The sequence below is a fragment of the Streptomyces sp. NPDC006326 genome, assembly GCF_040612915.1.
Taxonomy (GTDB): domain Bacteria; phylum Actinomycetota; class Actinomycetes; order Streptomycetales; family Streptomycetaceae; genus Streptomyces.
Map to the genome: position 1 here is coordinate 1 of NZ_JBEXRC010000041.1, position 16,951 is coordinate 16,951.

At 74.9% G+C, this 16,951-nt stretch carries 15 protein-coding genes; 9 read left to right on the forward strand and 6 right to left on the reverse strand.

Going from position 1 to position 16,951, the window contains the following annotated elements:
* Positions 1-150: 150 nt before the first annotated feature.
* The 3 genes from ABZ128_RS26800 to ABZ128_RS26810 all read left to right on the forward strand — a co-directional run bounded on the left by ABZ128_RS26800 (position 151) and on the right by ABZ128_RS26810 (position 3,685).
* Positions 151-363, forward strand: coding sequence for a DUF2191 domain-containing protein (locus ABZ128_RS26800; RefSeq protein WP_356851373.1), 213 nt, complete (start codon positions 151-153; stop codon positions 361-363).
* Between the two features lie 127 nt (positions 364-490).
* Positions 491-2,983 carry a glycoside hydrolase family 3 C-terminal domain-containing protein gene (locus ABZ128_RS26805; protein WP_356851374.1) on the forward strand — a complete coding sequence of 831 codons (2,493 nt, stop codon included), beginning with the start codon at positions 491-493 and terminating at the stop codon, positions 2,981-2,983.
* A 57-nt stretch (positions 2,984-3,040) separates the two neighbouring features.
* A complete protein-coding gene (locus tag ABZ128_RS26810) occupies positions 3,041-3,685 on the forward strand; it encodes a DedA family protein (protein WP_356851375.1) in 645 nt (214 codons plus the stop codon).
* 139 nt (positions 3,686-3,824) lie between these two features.
* Here the strand turns inward: ABZ128_RS26810 and ABZ128_RS26815 are convergent, their stop codons facing one another.
* Complete coding sequence (locus ABZ128_RS26815; RefSeq protein WP_356851376.1) at positions 3,825-4,376, reverse strand: gamma carbonic anhydrase family protein; 552 nt, start codon at positions 4,374-4,376, stop codon at positions 3,825-3,827.
* A gap of 155 nt (positions 4,377-4,531) precedes the next feature.
* Here ABZ128_RS26815 and ABZ128_RS26820 point away from each other — a divergent pair, with 155 nt between their 5' ends.
* Positions 4,532-5,305 carry an acyltransferase gene (locus ABZ128_RS26820; protein ID WP_356851377.1) on the forward strand — a complete coding sequence of 258 codons (774 nt, stop codon included), beginning with the start codon at positions 4,532-4,534 and terminating at the stop codon, positions 5,303-5,305.
* Positions 5,306-5,316: 11 nt separating this feature from the next.
* Here the strand turns inward: ABZ128_RS26820 and ABZ128_RS26825 are convergent, their stop codons facing one another.
* Positions 5,317-6,183, reverse strand: coding sequence for a DMT family transporter (locus ABZ128_RS26825; RefSeq protein ID WP_356851378.1), 867 nt, complete (start codon positions 6,181-6,183; stop codon positions 5,317-5,319).
* Positions 6,184-6,300: 117 nt separating this feature from the next.
* Here ABZ128_RS26825 and ABZ128_RS26830 point away from each other — a divergent pair, with 117 nt between their 5' ends.
* Positions 6,301-6,879, forward strand: a complete 579-nt coding sequence (locus ABZ128_RS26830) for an XRE family transcriptional regulator (protein WP_356851379.1) — start codon at positions 6,301-6,303, stop codon at positions 6,877-6,879.
* A 7-nt stretch (positions 6,880-6,886) separates the two neighbouring features.
* Here ABZ128_RS26830 and ABZ128_RS26835 read toward each other — a convergent pair whose 3' ends face one another.
* Positions 6,887-7,291: a CoA-binding protein gene (locus ABZ128_RS26835; RefSeq protein ID WP_356851380.1), complete on the reverse strand. Its 405-nt coding sequence runs from the start codon at positions 7,289-7,291 to the stop codon at positions 6,887-6,889.
* 111 nt (positions 7,292-7,402) lie between these two features.
* Here ABZ128_RS26835 and ABZ128_RS26840 point away from each other — a divergent pair, with 111 nt between their 5' ends.
* From ABZ128_RS26840 to ABZ128_RS26850, 3 genes are all read left to right on the forward strand, one after another.
* A complete protein-coding gene (locus ABZ128_RS26840) occupies positions 7,403-8,029 on the forward strand; it encodes a YigZ family protein (protein ID WP_356851381.1) in 627 nt (208 codons plus the stop codon).
* 100 nt (positions 8,030-8,129) lie between these two features.
* On the forward strand, positions 8,130-9,293 hold the full coding sequence (locus ABZ128_RS26845) for an exonuclease SbcCD subunit D (protein ID WP_356851382.1): 1,164 nt from the start codon (positions 8,130-8,132) through the stop codon (positions 9,291-9,293).
* Entirely contained in the window at positions 9,293-12,304 is a 3,012-nt protein-coding gene (locus ABZ128_RS26850; RefSeq protein ID WP_356851383.1) for an SMC family ATPase, read from the forward strand. The genes ABZ128_RS26845 and ABZ128_RS26850 overlap by 1 nt, the downstream gene beginning before the upstream one ends.
* Here ABZ128_RS26850 and ABZ128_RS26855 read toward each other — a convergent pair.
* On the reverse strand, positions 12,294-12,740 hold the full coding sequence (locus ABZ128_RS26855; protein ID WP_053789735.1) for an Lrp/AsnC family transcriptional regulator: 447 nt from the start codon (positions 12,738-12,740) through the stop codon (positions 12,294-12,296). The genes ABZ128_RS26850 and ABZ128_RS26855 overlap by 11 nt on opposite strands.
* 94 nt (positions 12,741-12,834) lie before the next feature.
* Between ABZ128_RS26855 and ABZ128_RS26860 the strand changes: the two genes are divergently transcribed.
* Entirely contained in the window at positions 12,835-13,350 is a 516-nt protein-coding gene (locus ABZ128_RS26860; protein ID WP_356851384.1) for a rhodanese-like domain-containing protein, read from the forward strand.
* Between the two features lie 90 nt (positions 13,351-13,440).
* Here the strand turns inward: ABZ128_RS26860 and ABZ128_RS26865 are convergent, their stop codons facing one another.
* Both ABZ128_RS26865 and ABZ128_RS26870 read right to left on the reverse strand, forming a co-directional pair.
* Complete coding sequence (locus ABZ128_RS26865) at positions 13,441-15,171, reverse strand: DUF885 domain-containing protein (protein ID WP_356851385.1); 1,731 nt, start codon at positions 15,169-15,171, stop codon at positions 13,441-13,443.
* A gap of 204 nt (positions 15,172-15,375) precedes the next feature.
* The gene (locus ABZ128_RS26870; RefSeq protein ID WP_356851386.1) at positions 15,376-16,899 is read right to left on the reverse strand and encodes a GNAT family N-acetyltransferase; all 1,524 of its coding nucleotides are present in this window, start codon (positions 16,897-16,899) and stop codon (positions 15,376-15,378) included.
* Positions 16,900-16,951: the final 52 nt, after the last annotated feature.

The following is a 16,951-nucleotide window of genomic DNA, read 5'->3' on the forward strand; positions in this document are numbered from 1 at the left end:
ATAGTTTATATCATACATGGCCCGGGGGGGGGGCCCCCCCCGCGGGGGCGCGGCCCCCACACGTCCGTCCGCTGCCGTGGAACGCGGCCCGCTGCGGCCCGTCCGCGACTAGAGTCCCCCGCAGTCGCAGCACCAGAGGGAGGACCGCTCATGGCCGGCAGAGCCAAGGTCGACATCAGCCTCGACGCCGAGCTCGTCGTGGAGGTGATGGTCCTCGCCGGGATCGGTTCGCCCCAGGACGCGGTGGAGGCCGTCGTACGCGACTACATCGCGCGCGGCCACCGCACCGAGGCCCGCGTGCAGGTGCAGGACGAGCCGCGGCGACGCGAGCCCGACCCCGTGCAGCAGCCGCCGCAGGGCTGAACTCGCCGCCGCGCCTGGCGCGTCTGAGCCGCACCGGGCGCGGCGGCGGAGCACAGTGGGCCCCGGGAGCGGTCCGGCGCGGGCCGCTCCCGTCGACCGCCGTCAGGGAGCGCCGATGAGCCGGGCCGTGTCCAGACGTTCCGTGATGCGGCTGCTCGGAGCAGTGGGCGCGGGGCTCGGAGCCGGCGGCTGTGTGCACCACGTACCCCCAGGCGTGGGCCCCCGCAACGGACCGCCCGCTGCCGCCGCCACCCTCCGGGGCGGCGCTCCCCGGATCGACGCCCTGCTGGACGAGCTCACCCTGGAGGAGAAGACCTCCCTGCTGCACGGCGCCCGGGACCCGGCCCCCCTCGGCCAGGCGGGCTACGTGCCCGGCGTACCGCGCCTCGGCATTCCGGCGCTGCGCCTCGCCGACGGGCCCGCCGGGGTACGGGTCGCCCGCACCGCCACCGCCCTGCCCGCGCCGGTCCTGCTGGCCTCCGCCTTCGACCCGGGGCTGGCCCGCGAGTACGGCAGGGTCCTCGGCCGCGAGGGCCGCGCCCTGGGCCAGGACGTACTGCTCGCGCCCAGGGCCAACCTCATCCGCACCCCGTACGCGGGACGGAACTTCGAGACCTTCTCCGAGGACCCGCGCCTGACGGCGGACCTCGTCGCCGAAGTCGTCCGCGGCATCCAGGACGAGGGGCTCATCGCCACCGTCAAGCACTTCGCGCTCAACAACCAGGAGCGGGGCCGCGACACCGTCGACGTCGTGGTGGCCGAGCAGGCCCTGCACGAGACGGAACTGCGCGGCTTCGAGGCGGCCGTCGCCGCCGGGGCGGGCTGCGTGCTGGCCGCGTACAACAAGGTCGACGGCACCTACGCGGGCGAGAGCAGGCCGCTGCTCACCGAACTGCTGCGGGAAGGCTGGGGATTCGAGGGCTGGGTGATGTCCGACCGGGACGCCGCGCACAGCACGGTCGCCTCCATCGGAGCCGGACTCGACATGGAGATGCCCGGCGGCACCCATTTCGGAGCCCCGCTCCAGCAGGCCGTACGCGGCGGCTCAGTCCCCGGGAGCACCGTGGACCTCGCCGTACGCCGGATCCTGGCCACCCTGGACCGTTTCGGGCTGCTCGGGGGGAGCCGCCCGGCGCCCCGTCCCGGCCGGGATCCCGCCGCCGGGGCGCGGGTCGCCCGCCGGATCGCCACCGCCGGCGCCGTGCTGCTGCGCAACGAGCACGCCACCCTGCCCCTGACCGGTGCGGCCGCCCGCTCGATCGCGGTCATCGGACCCACCGGCCAGGTCCCCTTCGTCAGCGGCGGCGGCAGCGCCCACGTGGTGCCCGACCGGGCCGCGGCCCCGCTCGCCGCCATCCGTGACCGCGCGGGCAACGGCGGCGCCGGCGTGCGCCACGCGCTCGGCGAGGACCTGTACGGTCGCCCGCTGCCCGCGGGGCTGTTGGCCCCGGCGGTGGCCCTGGCCGACCGGGCGGTCGAGGCCCGGCGGAGCTGGCGGTACGAGGGCGGGTTCACCCTCCCCGCGGCCGACGAGTGGACCCTGCTCGTCCACTACACCGGCAAGCGGCCGAGCGTACGCCTCGACGGCGAGGAGCTGTTCCCGGTCCGGCACGGGGTGGCCGAGCACTTCGCGGGCGGGCTGCTGGGCTCCGCGCCCGACGGGTTCACCGTGCGCCGCCGCACCCTGGCACTCACGGCGGGCGCCCACCGGCTCGCCGTCGCGGCGGAGGGCGGGGACAAGGGGCAGCGCTTCCGGCTGCTGCACACCTCGGGGGCGACGCGGGCGGCCGACCTCGCCGAGGCCGTGAAGACGGCCGGGGAGGCCCACGGCGTGGTGCTGTTCGCCTACCAGGACGCCACCGAGGGCGGCGACCGGACCTCGCTCGGCCTGCCCGGCGGGCAGGAGCGCCTGATCGAGGCGGTCACCGCGGCGAACCCGCGCACCGCGGTCGTGCTGAACACCTCCTCCAGTACGACCATGCCGTGGCTCTCCCGTACCGGAGCCGTCCTCCAGATGTACTACCCCGGTGAGGAAGGTGCGGCGGCCACGGCCGACGTCCTCTTCGGGGACGCGGACCCGGGGGGCCGGCTGACCCAGACCTTCCCGGCCGACGAGCGGGCCACCCCGGTCGCCGGGGACCCGCTGCGCTACCCCGGGGCGGCGGGCCGGCTGGAGTACGCCGAGGGAGTCCACGTCGGCCACCGCTGGTACGACGCGGAGCGGGTGACCCCGCTGTTCCCCTTCGGGCACGGGCTCTCGTACACGACCTGGGCGTACGAGCGGCTGGCGGTGCGGCCCGAACGCGACGGACTCCGGGTGGAGTTCACCGTCCGCAACACGGGCCGCCGCAAGGGCACCGAGGTGGCGCAGGTGTACGTCGGCCCCTCACCGGAGCTGAAGCTCGACCAGCCGGTCCGCGCCCTGGCCGGCTACCGGCGGCTCACCCTGGAGCCGGGCGGGGAACAGCGGGTCACCCTCGACCTCGACGCCCGTGCGCTGTCGTCCTGGGATCCGCAGCAGCGCGGGTGGGTGGTGGGATCCGGCCGTCGCGAGGTGTTCGTGGGCCGTTCCTCCCGTGACCTCCCGCTGAGGGCAAAGGCTGTGGTGAGGAGCAGATAGGCTGCCCGTTCGGCGTGTCACAGGGGACGCGCCGGGACGAATCGGGAGGACGTACCGGTGCACATCCAGGAATGGCTGGAGACGATTCCGGCGGTCAGCATCTATCTCCTGGTGGGTCTGGTCATCGGGCTGGAGAGCCTCGGCATCCCGCTGCCGGGAGAAATCATCCTGGTCAGCTCGGCGCTGCTGGCCTCGCAGAACGGGGAGATCGACCCCGTGGTGCTGGGTGTCTGCGCGTCCGCGGGGGCGATCGTGGGCGACTCGATCGGCTACGCGATCGGGCGCAGGGGCGGCAAGCCGCTGCTGGAACGGCTGGGGCGGCGCTTCCCCAGGCACTTCGGGCCGGACCACGTGGCCCAGGCGGAACGGTCCTTCGAGAAGTGGGGGATGTGGGCCGTCTTCTTCGGGCGTTTCGTGGCGCTCCTGCGGATCTTCGCGGGGCCGCTGGCGGGTGTGCTGCACATGCCGTACTGGCGGTTCCTGACCGCCAACATCCTCGGCGGCATCGTGTGGGCGGGCGGCACCACCGCCGTCATCTACTCGATCGGGATCGTCGCCGAGCCGTGGCTGAAGGGCTTCTCGTGGGTGGCGCTGGTGGTGGCCCTCCTGATCGGGCTCACCGTCACGCTGGTGCTGCGCACGCGGATGAAGAAGGCGGCCGCGGGCGCCACCGCCGCCAAGGAGCCGGCCGGCGCGGAATGACGCGGAACGCCCCGCGCGGCCGGGCCCGTACGCCGCTGCCGCGGACGGCCGGGCGCGGCAGCGGCGTGCGGCCCGCCGCTGGGGGCGCCTCCGCTGCCGGGCCCGCCGCCGTGGGGCTCGGCGCCGGCGGCCCCGGCGGTCAGCTGCCGGACAGGGCCGCGCGGTGCTGCTCGGCCAGGTCCGCGTACATCAGGGCGTTCACCCTGATGCCCTCGCGCTCCTCCTCCGTCAGCTCGCGCCGCACCTTGGCCGGGACGCCCGCGACCAGCGACCCCGGCGGGACCACCATCCCCTGGGGGACCAGCGCCTGCGCGGCCACCAGTGAGCCGGCGCCGATCACCGCGCCGTTGAGGACCGTCGCGCCCATGCCGATCAGGCAGTCGTCCTCCACGGTGCAGCCGTGCACCACCGCGTTGTGGCCGATGGAGACGCGCTCGCCGATGGAGACCGGGAAGCCGGGGTCCACGTGGAGCGTGCAGTTGTCCTGCACGTTGCTGTCCGCTCCGAGCATGATCGGACCGCAGTCGGCGCGCAGCACCGCCGAGTACCAGATGCTCGTTCCCGCGGCCAGGCTCACGTCGCCGACCACGACGGAGGTCGGCGCGGTGAAGGCGGTGGGGTCGATCCTCGGGGACTTGCCGCCCACTGCGGCGACGAGTGCCCGGCTGTCCTGCTCGGCCTGATGCGTCATGCTTCTCTTCCTCGGTGCTCGGTGCTCGGTGCTCGGTGCTCGGTGCTGGTCCGCCCTGTCGCGCTACCGGCACGGTAGGGCACGGACCCCACCCGGCCCGTGATGGGGTGAAGATCACGGCGCGGTCCGGGCCCCCGGCGCGCTACGGTGGCCCGGTGCCGAAGAACCAGAACACGTTCTCATCCCTGACGGACCTGCGCCGCAGGCTCAGCAGCCGCGCCGCCCACGCCGCCTGGCGCTGGATGCAGCGGGCGGGAGCCGTGACCGCGCAGACCCCGGGCCGGCTGCGCTTCGGTGCGATCGGGCACGGCACCCGGCTCGCCTTCCCCCAGGGCACGGTCTTCGGCGAGCCGTGGATCCGGCTCGGCGAGCACTGCATCATCGCCGAACAGGTCACGCTGACCGCCGGGATGATGCCGGACCTCGACCTCGGGGCCGAGCCGATGCTGGTCCTCGGCAACGGCGTGGTCCTCGGCCGCGACACCCACGTCATAGCGGACGCGCCGATCACCATCGGGAACGACACCTTCTGCGGGCCCGGGGTCTACATCACCTCCACGAACCACAGCTACGACGATCCGCACGAGCCGGTCGGCAAGCAGTGGCCGCGCAGCGCGCCCGTCGAGATCGGACCCGGCTGCTGGCTCGGCACGGGCGCGGTGATCCTGCCGGGGGCGCGGCTCGGCCGCAACGTGGTGGTGGCCGCGGGGGCCGTCGTACGGGGTGAGGTGCCCGACCATGCGGTGGTGGCGGGCGCGCCGGCGCGGATCGTACGCAGGTGGCAGCCGGACACGGGCTGGCAGCCGCCGCTGCGCACTCCGGCTCCCGTGCCGATCCCGGACGGGGTGACCCCGCAGCAGCTGCGCGCCCTGGCCGAGCTGGCGGAAGCCGATGCCGGAGATCGGCAGGAGGCGACCGAGCCGGCGTGAGGCCGAGCGGTCTAGCCGGCGGCCAGCAGCACCGTGCCCGCGAGGGCCAGGCCGGCGCCGGCCGCCTGGACCGCGCGCAGGCGTTCCTTGAGCACGGCGAAGGCCGCGAGCGCGGTGATCACTGGGTAGAGCGAGGAGAGCACGGCGGCCACGGTGACGGGACCGTGCTGGGCCGCGACGGAGTACGTGCCGTTCGCCGCGACGTCCGCGAGGCCGGTGAAGGCGAGTGCGGGCAGCAGGACCCACAGCGCGCCGAGGCCGCTGCCCTCGGGGAGCGCCGGAGTGCCGCGCCGGGCCTGGACCCACAGGGCGGTGCCGCCCGCCACCACGTTGGTGACGCGCTGGACGAACAGGGCGAGGAAGAGCCCGGTGACGGTGGTGGAGGCCTGCGCGATCAGGGCCATCACCGCGCCGAAGCCGAAGGCCGCGACCAAGGTGAGCACCACCGCCCGGCGCTGTACGGGCGCCCCGCGCAGCTCCGGACCGCCCGCGAGGACGATGCCCACGACCGCCACCGCGATGCCCGCGAACTGGCCGGGCCCGGGCCGCTCGCCCAGGGCGAGCCCCGCCGCGACGGGCACCACCACACCGAGCGAGCCGAGCGGGGAGACGACGCCCATCGGGCCGAGGGCCAGCGCCTTGTAGAAGCTGAGCATGGCGACCGGGCCCACCAGGCCCGCCGCCACCGCGAACCACAGCTGGGGCCCGGCCTCCCGCCAGGCCCCGGTGCCGAGCACGACGGCGCCGAGCGCGATCACCGCGAGGACCTGGGAGGTCACCACCACGGTGAGCGCCGGTATCCGGCGCGTCAGGAGCCCGCCTCCGAAGTCGGCGAGCCCCCACAGCACGGCGGTGGCCAGGGCGAAGAGGGCGGTCATGCGGGGCCTCGCAGTACAGTGCGGTGAACGGTGGAGTGCAGTCTGGAACACGGCGCACGATAGTTCATTCCATTGGACTGCCGCATCCAACATATTGGACGGAAGGGTGCCCGCACGGTGTCGGACCTCGAAGAGCTCACCCAGGCGCTCGCCCGCAACCTCAGGCACTGGCGCGGTGAGCGGGGCTTCACCCTGGACGCACTGGCCGCCCGCGCCGGAGTGAGCCGCGGCATGATCATCCAGATAGAGCAGGCCCGTACGAACCCCAGCGTCGGCACCACCGTCAAACTGGCCGACGCCCTCGGGGTGAGCATCACCACCCTGCTCGACCACGACCGCACCCCGCAGGTCCACGTGGTGCTGCCGGGGCAGGGCGTACGGATGTGGTCCACCGAGGCGGGCAGTGGCGCCAGCATGCTGCTCGGCGACGACCGGCGCGGGCCGGTGGAGATGTGGGCCTACCGCCTGGAGCCGGGGGAGAGCACGGTCTCCGACCCGCACCCGGCCGGAACCTTCGAGATGCTGCACGTCACAGCCGGGGAGCTGACCCTCGTCGTCGCCGACGAGCGGTACGCGGTGCCCGCGGGCGGGGCGGTGTCCTTCGAGGCCGACCGCGCGCACGCCTACCGCAACGAGGGCCCCGCCCCCATGGAGATGACCCTGGCCGTCTCCATCCCGCCCGTCGGCGCGCCGTAGGACCGCGCTACAGCGCCGGGATCTCGATCGCCGGGCAGCGGTCCATGACCATGTCCAGGCCCGCGGCACGGGTGCGGGCGAAGGCGGCCTCGTCGACCACGCCCAGCTGGAACCAGACGGCTTTCGCCCCCGCCGCCACGGCCTCGTCGGCGACCGCCCCCGCCAGGGCGCTGTTCACGAAGACGTCCACCACGTCCACCTCGAAGGGGATCTCCCCCAGCGAGGCGTAGCCCTGCTCGCCGTGCACCGTCTCCGCCTTCGGGTGGACGGGGACGATGCGCTTGCCGAACTGCTGGAGCACGCGTGCCACCGCGTACGCCGCCCGGTCCCGGTTGTTGGACAGGCCCACCACGGCCCAGGTGTCGCCGAGTTCGGTGAGGATCTTGCGAATGGTTGCCGGGTCGCCGTGCACGAGTGACGCCTCCTGTTGCCTTCCGGTCGCGGACCGCATCCGGCCCGTCTCCGGGGACAACTGGAAGAACGCGTGTCGGATTCCCCTGCCGCCCCTGATTAGGGTGGTGTGGTGAAGTCAGACCAGTACGCGACGGTGGCCCGCGAGGGCGTGCACGAGTCCGAGATCAACCGCTCGCGGTTCCTGTGCTCGCTCGCGCCCGCCGCGACCGAGCATGAGGCGCAGGAGTTCGTCGCGCGCATCCGCAAGGAGCACCCCGCCGCCACGCACAACTGCTTCGCGTACGTCATCGGCGCCGACGCCTCCGTCCAGAAGGCCAGCGACGACGGCGAGCCCGGCGGCACCGCCGGCGTGCCCATGCTGCAGATGCTGATGCGGCGCGACATCCGGTACGCGGTGGCCGTGGTCACCCGGTACTACGGCGGCGTGAAGCTGGGCGCCGGCGGCCTGATCAGGGCCTACGGCGGCGTCGTCGGCGAGGCCCTCGACGCGCTCGGCACCGTCACCCGCCACCGCTACCGGCTGGCCACCGTCACCGTCGACCACCAGCGGGCCGGCAAGACCCAGAACGACCTGCGCTCCACCGGCCGCACGGTGGTGGACCTCCGCTACGGGGCCGCGGTCGAGATCGAGGTCGCCCTCCCCGAAGCCGACCTGCCCGCCTTCGAGGCCTGGCTCGCCGACAGCACCGCGGGCACGGCCACCCTCACGCTCGGCGGCGAGACGTATGCGGCGTAGCGGACCCCGGTGACGGGTTAGCGTAGAGGGGTTCAGAGCAGGAGACGGGCAGGGGGCGGACGGGCATGTGCGCGCAGACGGCCGGCGGGGCGGCCGGCGAGTGAGGCTCCTGCACACCTCCGACTGGCACCTCGGCCGGTCCTTCCACCGCGTGAACCTGCTCCGGGCCCAGGCCGCCTTCATCGACCACCTGGTCGAGACCGTCCGCGAGCACCGGGTCGACGCCGTCCTCGTCGCCGGGGACGTTTACGACCGGGCCGTGCCCCCGCTGCCCGCCGTCGAGCTGTACGACCGGGCCCTGCACCGGCTCGCCGACCTCGGCGTCCCCACCGTGATGATCTCCGGCAACCACGACTCCGCCCGCCGGCTCGGGGTCGGGGCCGGGCTGATCGGCCGGGCCGGGATCCACCTGCGCACCGACCCCGAGGGCTGCGCCGACCCGGTGGTGCTGGCCGACGCACACGGGGACGTGGCGCTCTACGGGCTGCCGTACCTGGAGCCGGCCCTGGTCAAGGACTGCCTCGGTGCCGACAAGCCGAGCCACGAGGCGGTCCTCGGCGCGGCCATGGACCAGGTCCGCGCCGACCTCGCGGCCCGCGCCCCCGGCACCCGCTCGGTCGTCCTCGCCCACGCCTTCGTCACCGGCGGGCAGGCCAGCGACAGCGAGCGCGACATCGCCGTCGGCGGGGTCGAGGCCGTGCCCGCCTCCGTCTTCGACGGGGTGGACTACGCCGCCCTCGGGCACCTCCACGGCTGCCAGACCATCAACGAACGCGTCCGGTACTCCGGTTCCCCGCTCGCCTACTCCTTCTCCGAGGCCGACCACCGCAAGTCCATGTGGCTGATCGACCTCGGCGCCGACGGGGAGATCACTGCCGAGCGGATCGACACCCCCGTGCCGCGCCGCCTCGCGCGGCTCCGGGGTCGGCTCGACGCGCTGCTGGAGGAGCCCGCGTACGCCGCGTACGAGGACTCCTGGATCGAGGCCACCCTCACCGACCCGGTCCGCCCCGAGGACCCCATGGCCCGGCTCGCCGCCCGCTTCCCGCACACCCTGAGCCTCGCCTTCGACCCCGAGGGCCGCGAGGAGTCCGGAGCGGCCTCGTACGCCCAGCGCCTCAAGGGCCGCAGCGACCAGGAGATCGCCGAGGACTTCGTCGCCCACGTCCGCGGCGGGGGCGTCGCCGACGAGGCCGAACGGGCCGTCCTCCAAGGCGCGTTCGAGGACGTCCGCGCGAACGACAGCCGGCAGGAGACCCGCTGATGAGGCTGCACCGGCTCCGGATCACCGCCTTCGGCCCCTTCGCCCAGCCCCAGGAGATCGACTTCGACGCACTGTCCGGCGCCGGGATCTTCCTGCTCCACGGGCCCACCGGCGCCGGCAAGACCTCCGTCCTGGACGCCGTCTGCTACGCGCTGTACGGGTCGGTCCCCGGCGCCCGCCAGAGCCCCGGCACCAGCCTGCGCAGCGACCACGCCGACCCCGCCACCCCGACCGAGGTCACCCTCGAACTCACCGCGGGCGGACGGCGCCTGGAGATCACCCGCCGCCCCGAACAGGACCGGCCGAAGAAGCGCGGCACCGGCACCACCCGCGACAAGGCCCAGAGCCGGCTGCGCGAGTACGACGGGGAGCAGTGGCTCGCGCTCAGCCGTTCCCACCAGGAGATCGGTGAGGAGGTCGAGCAGCTGCTCGGCATGAGCCGCGAGCAGTTCTGCCAGGTGGTGCTCCTGCCGCAGGGCGAGTTCGCCAAGTTCCTGCGGGCCGACGAGGCGGCGCGCGGGCGACTGCTGGGCCGGCTCTTCGACACCCGCCGCTTCGCCGCCGTCGAGGCGCTGCTCGCCGAGCGCCGCCGGGCCGCCGAGGCCAAGGTGCGGGCCGGCGACGAGAAGGTGCTCGCCGCCGCCCAGCGGCTCGCCCAGGCCGCGGGCGACAGCGCCGACCTGCGCGCCTGGCCCCTGCCCGCCCACCAGCCCGGCGACCCCGGCCTCGCCGGGGCCGTCCGCGCCTGGGCCGCCGTCGCCCGGTGCTCGGCCCGGGAGCGCCTGACCGTCGCCGAGTACGCGCTGGCCGCCGTCGAGGGCCGCCACGCCGCCGCGCGCCGGGCCGCCGAGGAGGCACGCGAGCTCGACCGGCTCCAGCGCCGGCATGCCGAGACCGTCCGCCGGGCCGAGCTGCTCGCCGGGGCGGCCCCCGAGCGGGAGCGGGTGCGCGAGCTGCTCGACCGGGCCCGCCGGGGCGCCCTGGTGGCCCCCGCCCTCGAACTGCGCGGAGCCGCCTCGGCCGCCCACCTGGCCGCCGCCCACGCGGAGGCCGAGGCCCGCGCGCAGCTCCCGCCGCCGCTCGCCGAGGCGGGCGCCGACCAGCTGGCCGCCGTCGAGCAGCGGCTGCGCGAGGACCTGGGGGCGCTGGGCGCGGCCCGGCGCGACGAGCAGCGCAGCGCGGAGATCGGCCGCGAGCGGGCCACCCTGGAACGGGAGGCCCGCGACGCCGAGGAGCAGCTGCGGGAGTCCGCCGACTGGCTCGACCGCTGGGAGGCCACCCGGACCGCCCTGGCCCGGCGGGTGGACGCAGCCCAGCAGGCCGCGACCCGGGCCGAGCAGCTGGCGGGCCGGCTGGAACCCGCCCGGCTGCGCCTGCACTCCGCCCAGCGGCGCGATGCACTGGACGCCGACGCGCAGCGCACCGAGGGCGAACTGCTGCGCGTACGCGAGGAGTCCGCGGCCGCCCGGGAGCGCTGGCTGGAGCTCAAGGAGGCCCGGCTGCGCGGGATCGCCGCCGAACTCGCCGAGGCGCTGGCGCCGGGCGAGCCGTGCACGGTGTGCGGATCGGCCGAGCACCCCGCTCCGGCCCGGCCGGCACCCGGGCACGTGGACCGGGCCGCCGAGGACGCCGCCCACGCCCGCTTCGAGCAGGCCGAGGAGCGCCGGGCCGCCGTCGAGCGGAGCCTCGCCGCACTGCGGGAGGCCCGGGCCGAGGCCGCGGCCGCCGCCGGGGACGCCACCACCGCCGAGCTCCTCGCGCTGACCTCCGACCTGAGTGCCCGGCACGCCGCCGCCCACGCCCTGGCCGCCGGACTCCACGGCGCCCGCGAGCAGCTGGACCGCGCCGAGCGCGAGCACGCCGTCCGCAGCGCCGAGCGCCTCGACGCCGAACGCCGGTCCGCTGCAAGGGCCTCCCGGCGCGAGGCCCTCGACCGGGAACAGGCCGCGCTGGAGGCGGAGCTCGCGCGCGTACGGGGCGACGCGCCCACCGTCGCGGCCCGCGCCCGCATCCTGGAGGACCGGGTCCGGATGGTGACCGCCGCCGCCACCGCCCTGCGCCGGGCCGAGACCGGCGCCGCCCGGCTGAAGGAGGCCGACGACCAGCTCGCCGACGCCGCGTTCAAGGCGGGCTTCGACACCGTCGAGGCCGCCGCCGAGGCGGTCCTGCCGGACTACGAACGCACCGCCCTGCAGCACCGGCTGGACGCCTGGCAGGCCGAGGAGGCCATGCTGGCCGACCGCCGCGGCGAACGCGACACCGCCGCGGCCGCCGCCCTGCCCCCGGCGGACCCGGACACCGCCGAGCGGTACGCCGAGCAGGCCGCGGCCCGGCTGCGGACGGCCGGCTCGGCGGTCGACGCCGCCCGGGTGCGCTGCGCCGAGCTGGACCGGCTGTCCCGGCAGGCGGAGCAGGAGCTGCGCGCCCTGGGCCCGCTGCGCGAGGCGTACGAGCGGGTGGCCCGCCTCGCCGGGCTCACGGCGGGCACCTCGGCGGACAACGAGCGCAAGATGCGGCTGGAGGCGTACGTCCTGGCCGCCCGCCTGGAGCAGGTCGCCGCGGCGGCGACGCTGCGGCTCCAGCGGATGTCCGGCGGCCGCTACACGCTCGTGCACTCCGACGCCAAAGCCGGCGGACGCGGCCGGTCCGGCCTCGGGCTGCACGTGGTGGACGCGTGGACCGGCAGCGAGCGGGACACCGCCACCTTGTCGGGCGGCGAGACCTTCTTCGCCTCGCTCGCCCTCGCGCTCGGGCTGGCCGACGTGGTCACCGACGAGGCGGGCGGCATGCGGCTCGACACCCTCTTCATCGACGAGGGCTTCGGCAGCCTCGACGACCAGACGCTCGACGAGGTGCTCGACGTCCTGGACTCGCTGCGCGAACGGGACCGCAGCGTGGGCATCGTGAGCCACGTCGCCGATCTGCGCACCCGCGTCCAGGCCCAGTTGGAGGTCGTCAAGCACCGCGGCGGCTCGGTGGTCCGCCACCGCACCGCGGACCTCACGGACTGAGCGGGCGGCGGGACAGCGGCGAGGAGTAGACGATGCTGGTGGTGACCGCGCCGAGTCCGGCGATCCGCCCGGCGACCTCCTCCAGATGCCCCATCGAGCGGGCGGCGACCTTGAGGACGAAGCAGTCGTCCCCGGTGACGTGGTGCGCCTCCAGGATCTCCGGCGTGGCCTCCAACAGGTCGTGGAACGGCTTGTAGTTGCCGTGCGGATAGCGCAGCCGCACCAGCGCCAGGATGGACTTGCCCAGCTTCTCCGGGTCCACCACCGCGGTGTAGCCGGTGATCACGCCGGCCTCCTCCAGCCGGCGCACGCGCTCGGTGACCGCGCTCGCGGACATGGACACGGCGCGGGCGAGCTCCGCGAAGCTGGCGCGGCCGTCCTCCTGGAGGGCCGTCAGGATGCGCCAGTCGGTGGCGTCAGGGGAATAGTCGGTCATGGACCAGATGTAGCAGGGGAATCCCCGGCTGAACAAGGAGAAGGCCGGGGAAAGCCACTTCCACCGGTGATCATTCGCTCGTAGATTCTGAGCCATGACGACGACACAGCACACCACCGCCCCCGCTCCCGCCGACAACCCCGTACTCCGGGTGCCGCCGGCCGCCCCGGACGCGGCGGCCGCGTACTTCGCCGCGAGCCTCGCCTTCCACGCGGACGTGTCCGATGTCGCCGCCGCCTTCAAGGCCCACCGCGAGCAGGGCGCGGAGCTCGGCTTCCAGCTCGTCGACTCCCGCTCCACCCCCGCCTGGGACCAGGCCCACGTCCCCGGTGCCGTCCACCTGCCCACCGCGCTCATCCCCGAGCAGGCCGAGCAGCTCCTCGACAAGAGCATCCCCGTGGTCACGTACTGCTGGGGCCCCGGCTGCAACGGCGGCGCCCGCTCCGCCCTCGCCCTCGCCCGGCTCGGCTTCCAGGTCAAGGAGATGCTCGGCGGGATCGAGTACTGGATCCGCGAGGGCTTCGAGGTCGAGACCTGGCAGGGCCGGCAGCAGCGCACGGAGGCCGACCCGCTGACGGCGCCGACCGACTCCGAGGACTGCGGCTGCTGAAGCGCCGCACCCGGCCGGGCCCGTCCGCCCGCGACAGCCGTACGGGCCGCCCGCTCCCCCGGGGAGACGGGCGGCCCGTACGCAATGCCGTCAGAGCTTCGACAGCTCGTCCACCAGGTCGTCCAGGCCCAGCGAACCCTGCGACAGGGCAGCCATGTGCCAGGCCTTCAGGTCGAAGGACTCCCCGTGCGCGGCGCGGGCGTTGTCCCGGCCCAGCAGCCAGGCCCGCTCACCCAGCTTGTAGCCGATGGCCTGGCCCGGCATCGACAGGTACCGGGTCACCTCGCTCTCGATGAAGTCCGCGGGCCTGCCGCTGTGCAGCGCGAAGAACTCCTGCGCCAGCTCGACCGTCCACCGCTCGCCCGGATGGAACGGGGAGTCCGCCGGGATCTCCAGCTCCAGGTGCATGCCGAGGTCCACGATGACCCGCGCGGCCCGCATCATCTGGCAGTCGAGGTAACCCAGGCGCTGCTCCGCGTCCTTGAGGTAGCCGAGCTCGTCCATCAGGCGCTCCGCGTACAGCGCCCACCCCTCCACGTTGGCGCTCACCAGGCCGATGCTCGCCTGGTAGCGGGAGAGCTGGTCGGCGACGTGCGTCCACTGGGCCAGCTGCAGGTGGTGGCCCGGAACGCCCTCGTGGTACCAGGTGCTGACCAGGTCGTACACGGGGAACCGGGTCTGGCCCATCGTCGGCAGCCAGGTGCGCCCCGGCCGGGAGAAGTCCTCCGAGGGGTTGGTGTAGTACGGGGCCGCCGCGCCGCCGGGCGGGGCGATCATCGATTCCACCCGCTTCACCCGTTCGGCGAGCTCGAAGTGGGTGCCGTCGAGGTTCTCGATGGCCTCGTCCATGAGGCCCTGGAGCCAGGCCCGCACCTCGTCGACGCCCTCGATGTGGGTGCCGTGCTCGTCCAGGTGCTTCAGCGCCTCCCAGGGGCCCGCCCCCGGCAGGATCCTGGCAGCCTCGGCCTTCATCTCGGACAGCAGCCGGTGGTACTCGGACCAGCCGTACGCGTACGCCTCGTCCAGGTCCAGGTCCGTGCCGTTGAAGTACCGCGACCAGCGGGCGTAGCGCTCGCGGCCCACCGGGTCGGGGGCTCCGGCGACGGCCGGGGCGTACACCGAGCGCATCCAGTCGCGGAGCCCGACGAGGGCCGCGGTGGCTCCGGCGGCCGCCTCGTCCAGCTCGGAGCGCAGCGCCTTCGGCCCGCGGGCCGCGAATTCGCCGAAGAAGCCGCCCGTGGCCGGGGCCCGCGTGCCCTCGGTGCCCTCCGTGTCCTCGCCCGCCCAGGTCCCGAGCTGGTCGATGAAGGTGGCGGTGGCGCGCGGGCCGCCGTACAGACCGCGGTCCAGGCCGAGTTGGAGGCTCTCGCGGTAGCCGGCCAGGGCGGCCGGGACCGCGCGCATCCGCTCGGCGACGGCCGCCCAGTCCTCGTCCGTCTCGGCCGGGGTGATGGTGAACACGTCGCGGACGGAGTGTGCGGGGGAGTGGATGTTGCTGACCGCGCGCAGGTCCTCGTCCGCTTCGTACACCGCGAGTTCGGCGTTCAGACGCTCGCGCAGCAGGCGGGCGCAACGGCGCTCGGCGTCACTGTCCGCTCCGGGCAGCTGCTCCGCGGCGGCGAGGCGGGCGAGGGTGGAGCGGGCCAGGTCGGCGACGGCCGCGCGGCCGGCGGGGGAGAAGTCCGGGAGCCGGCCGGAGCACGCGGCGACACCGAGGTAGGTGCCCGCGATCGGGTCGATGGCGATGAGGTCGTCGACGTATGCGTCGGCGACCTGACGGGGCAGCCGGGACGCACTGTCGCTGCGAAGGGTCTCTGACATGCGGCCATCTTCGTACGGGGGACCGCCCCGCGTCATCACCGTTCCGGGTCAGCCTGCTGACGGCGAGGGGGAGCGCGCACCCCGGCCTGCTGCCGCACCGGCAAGCGCCGTCGGACGTGGGCCACTTCACACCACGGCTCGACGGGCGCCGTCGCCGTCCCCGGGGGCGCAGCGGGCGGGCCGGTCCGTCCCCGGGGGCGGCGCTCAGCGCCGGTGGTGCTGCTGCTCGGGCTGCACGTGGTGGTCGTGCCGGCCGTGCTGCTCCCGCTGCTCCCACGGCTCCCGGTGCTCCCGCTGCTCCTGCGCGAGCCGCGGGCCGGCCGTGGCGGCGTCCAGCCGGGCCGTGATCACCAGGGTGCCCTCCTCGATCTGGTAGTCGAGGGGCAGGCCGAGGCCGCGCATGGCGGCGACCATGCCGGTGTTGGCGGCCCGCGTGACGGCGTACACGCTGTCGCAGCCGGCCTCGACGGCCATCGCGAGCAGGCGGCGCAGCAGTTCGGAGCCGATTCCACGCCGCTGCCAGTCGTCCTCGATCAGCAGCGCGACCTCGGTCTCGTCCCCGTCCCACAGCAGGTGTCCGAGCGCGACCAGCTTGCCGGACGCGGTGGTGGCGGCGAGCGTGCGGCCGAAGCGGGGGCTCAGCAGATGGCCGAGGTAGCGGTCGGCGTCGGCCACCGGGCCGTGGTAGCGCAGGCCCAGGGTGCGCTCGGAGCAGCGGTCGTGCATCGCGCGGGCGGCGGCGAGGTCGGAGCCGTCGGCGCGGCGCACGGTGACCTCGTTGCCCTCGGGCAGGGTCAGCACGTCCTGGCTGCGCGGGACGCGCGGGCCGAGCCGGGCGTCGAGCTCGACCAGGGCGCGGGCGCGGGCGAACTCCGTGGGCGTGAAGGGCAGGTAAGGGCGCTCGACGGTGATCGCACCGCCCGAGGGGTCGCGCAGCCGCATCACCGTAGCCTCCAGGACACCCTCGACCGGGGCGTCGGCGCCCGCGTTCGGGCGGCCGGAGAGGGTGGTCGCCGGGATCGACTGGATGGTGCAGCGGCCGAGCAGCTGGCGCAGGGCGAGCGGCAGTTCGGCGGCGTCCAGGGCCGTGCGGGTGGCCAGGCCCAGCACCCGGGTGGGGGTGTCGACCAGGTCGTGGGCGTCGGCCCGCTCGATCCAGGTGCTGTGGCCGCCCGCGTCGGCGATGGCGCGGCCGAGGTCGGCGGAGGGCAGCTGCTGGGGGGAGCGCAGCAGGAACTCGTCCACCGTTCCGCCTTCCGGGAGCGGGTGGGTCTGGAGGGTCAGGATGTCCACGCCGTTGCGGGCGAGCGCGGTGCAGAGCGCGGCCAGGCTGCCGGGCTCGTCCCGTACGGTCGTCCGCATCCGCCACAGGATGGTGGTGGGGGCGGTCGTCGACGGGCTCACCTCCGCGGCCGCCGCCGGCCCGGTCGCGGCGGCTGCGGATTCCGCGGCCGGAGCCGGGGCCGCGCCCGGACCGGAGGGCCCTGTGGCCCTGGGCGGCGGCGCATGGCTGTGGCGGCGTGCCCACCAGGTGTGGAACGCGGCGGTGACCAGGAGCGCGACGGCCGAGGCGACCAGCAGGGCGGGGCCGCTCGGACCGTGCGCGACGAGGTTGGCGATGCCGTCGGCGACCGCGACGGCGCAGAACAGGGCCGCGAGTTCGACGAGATCGCGGCGCCAGTGGTGGCGGTGGGAACGCTGGGCAGGGGCAGCAGTACGTTCAGTCATGCATGCCACTGTGGCGCAGGGGTGTTGCGTGATCACGAACGGTCTGTGACCG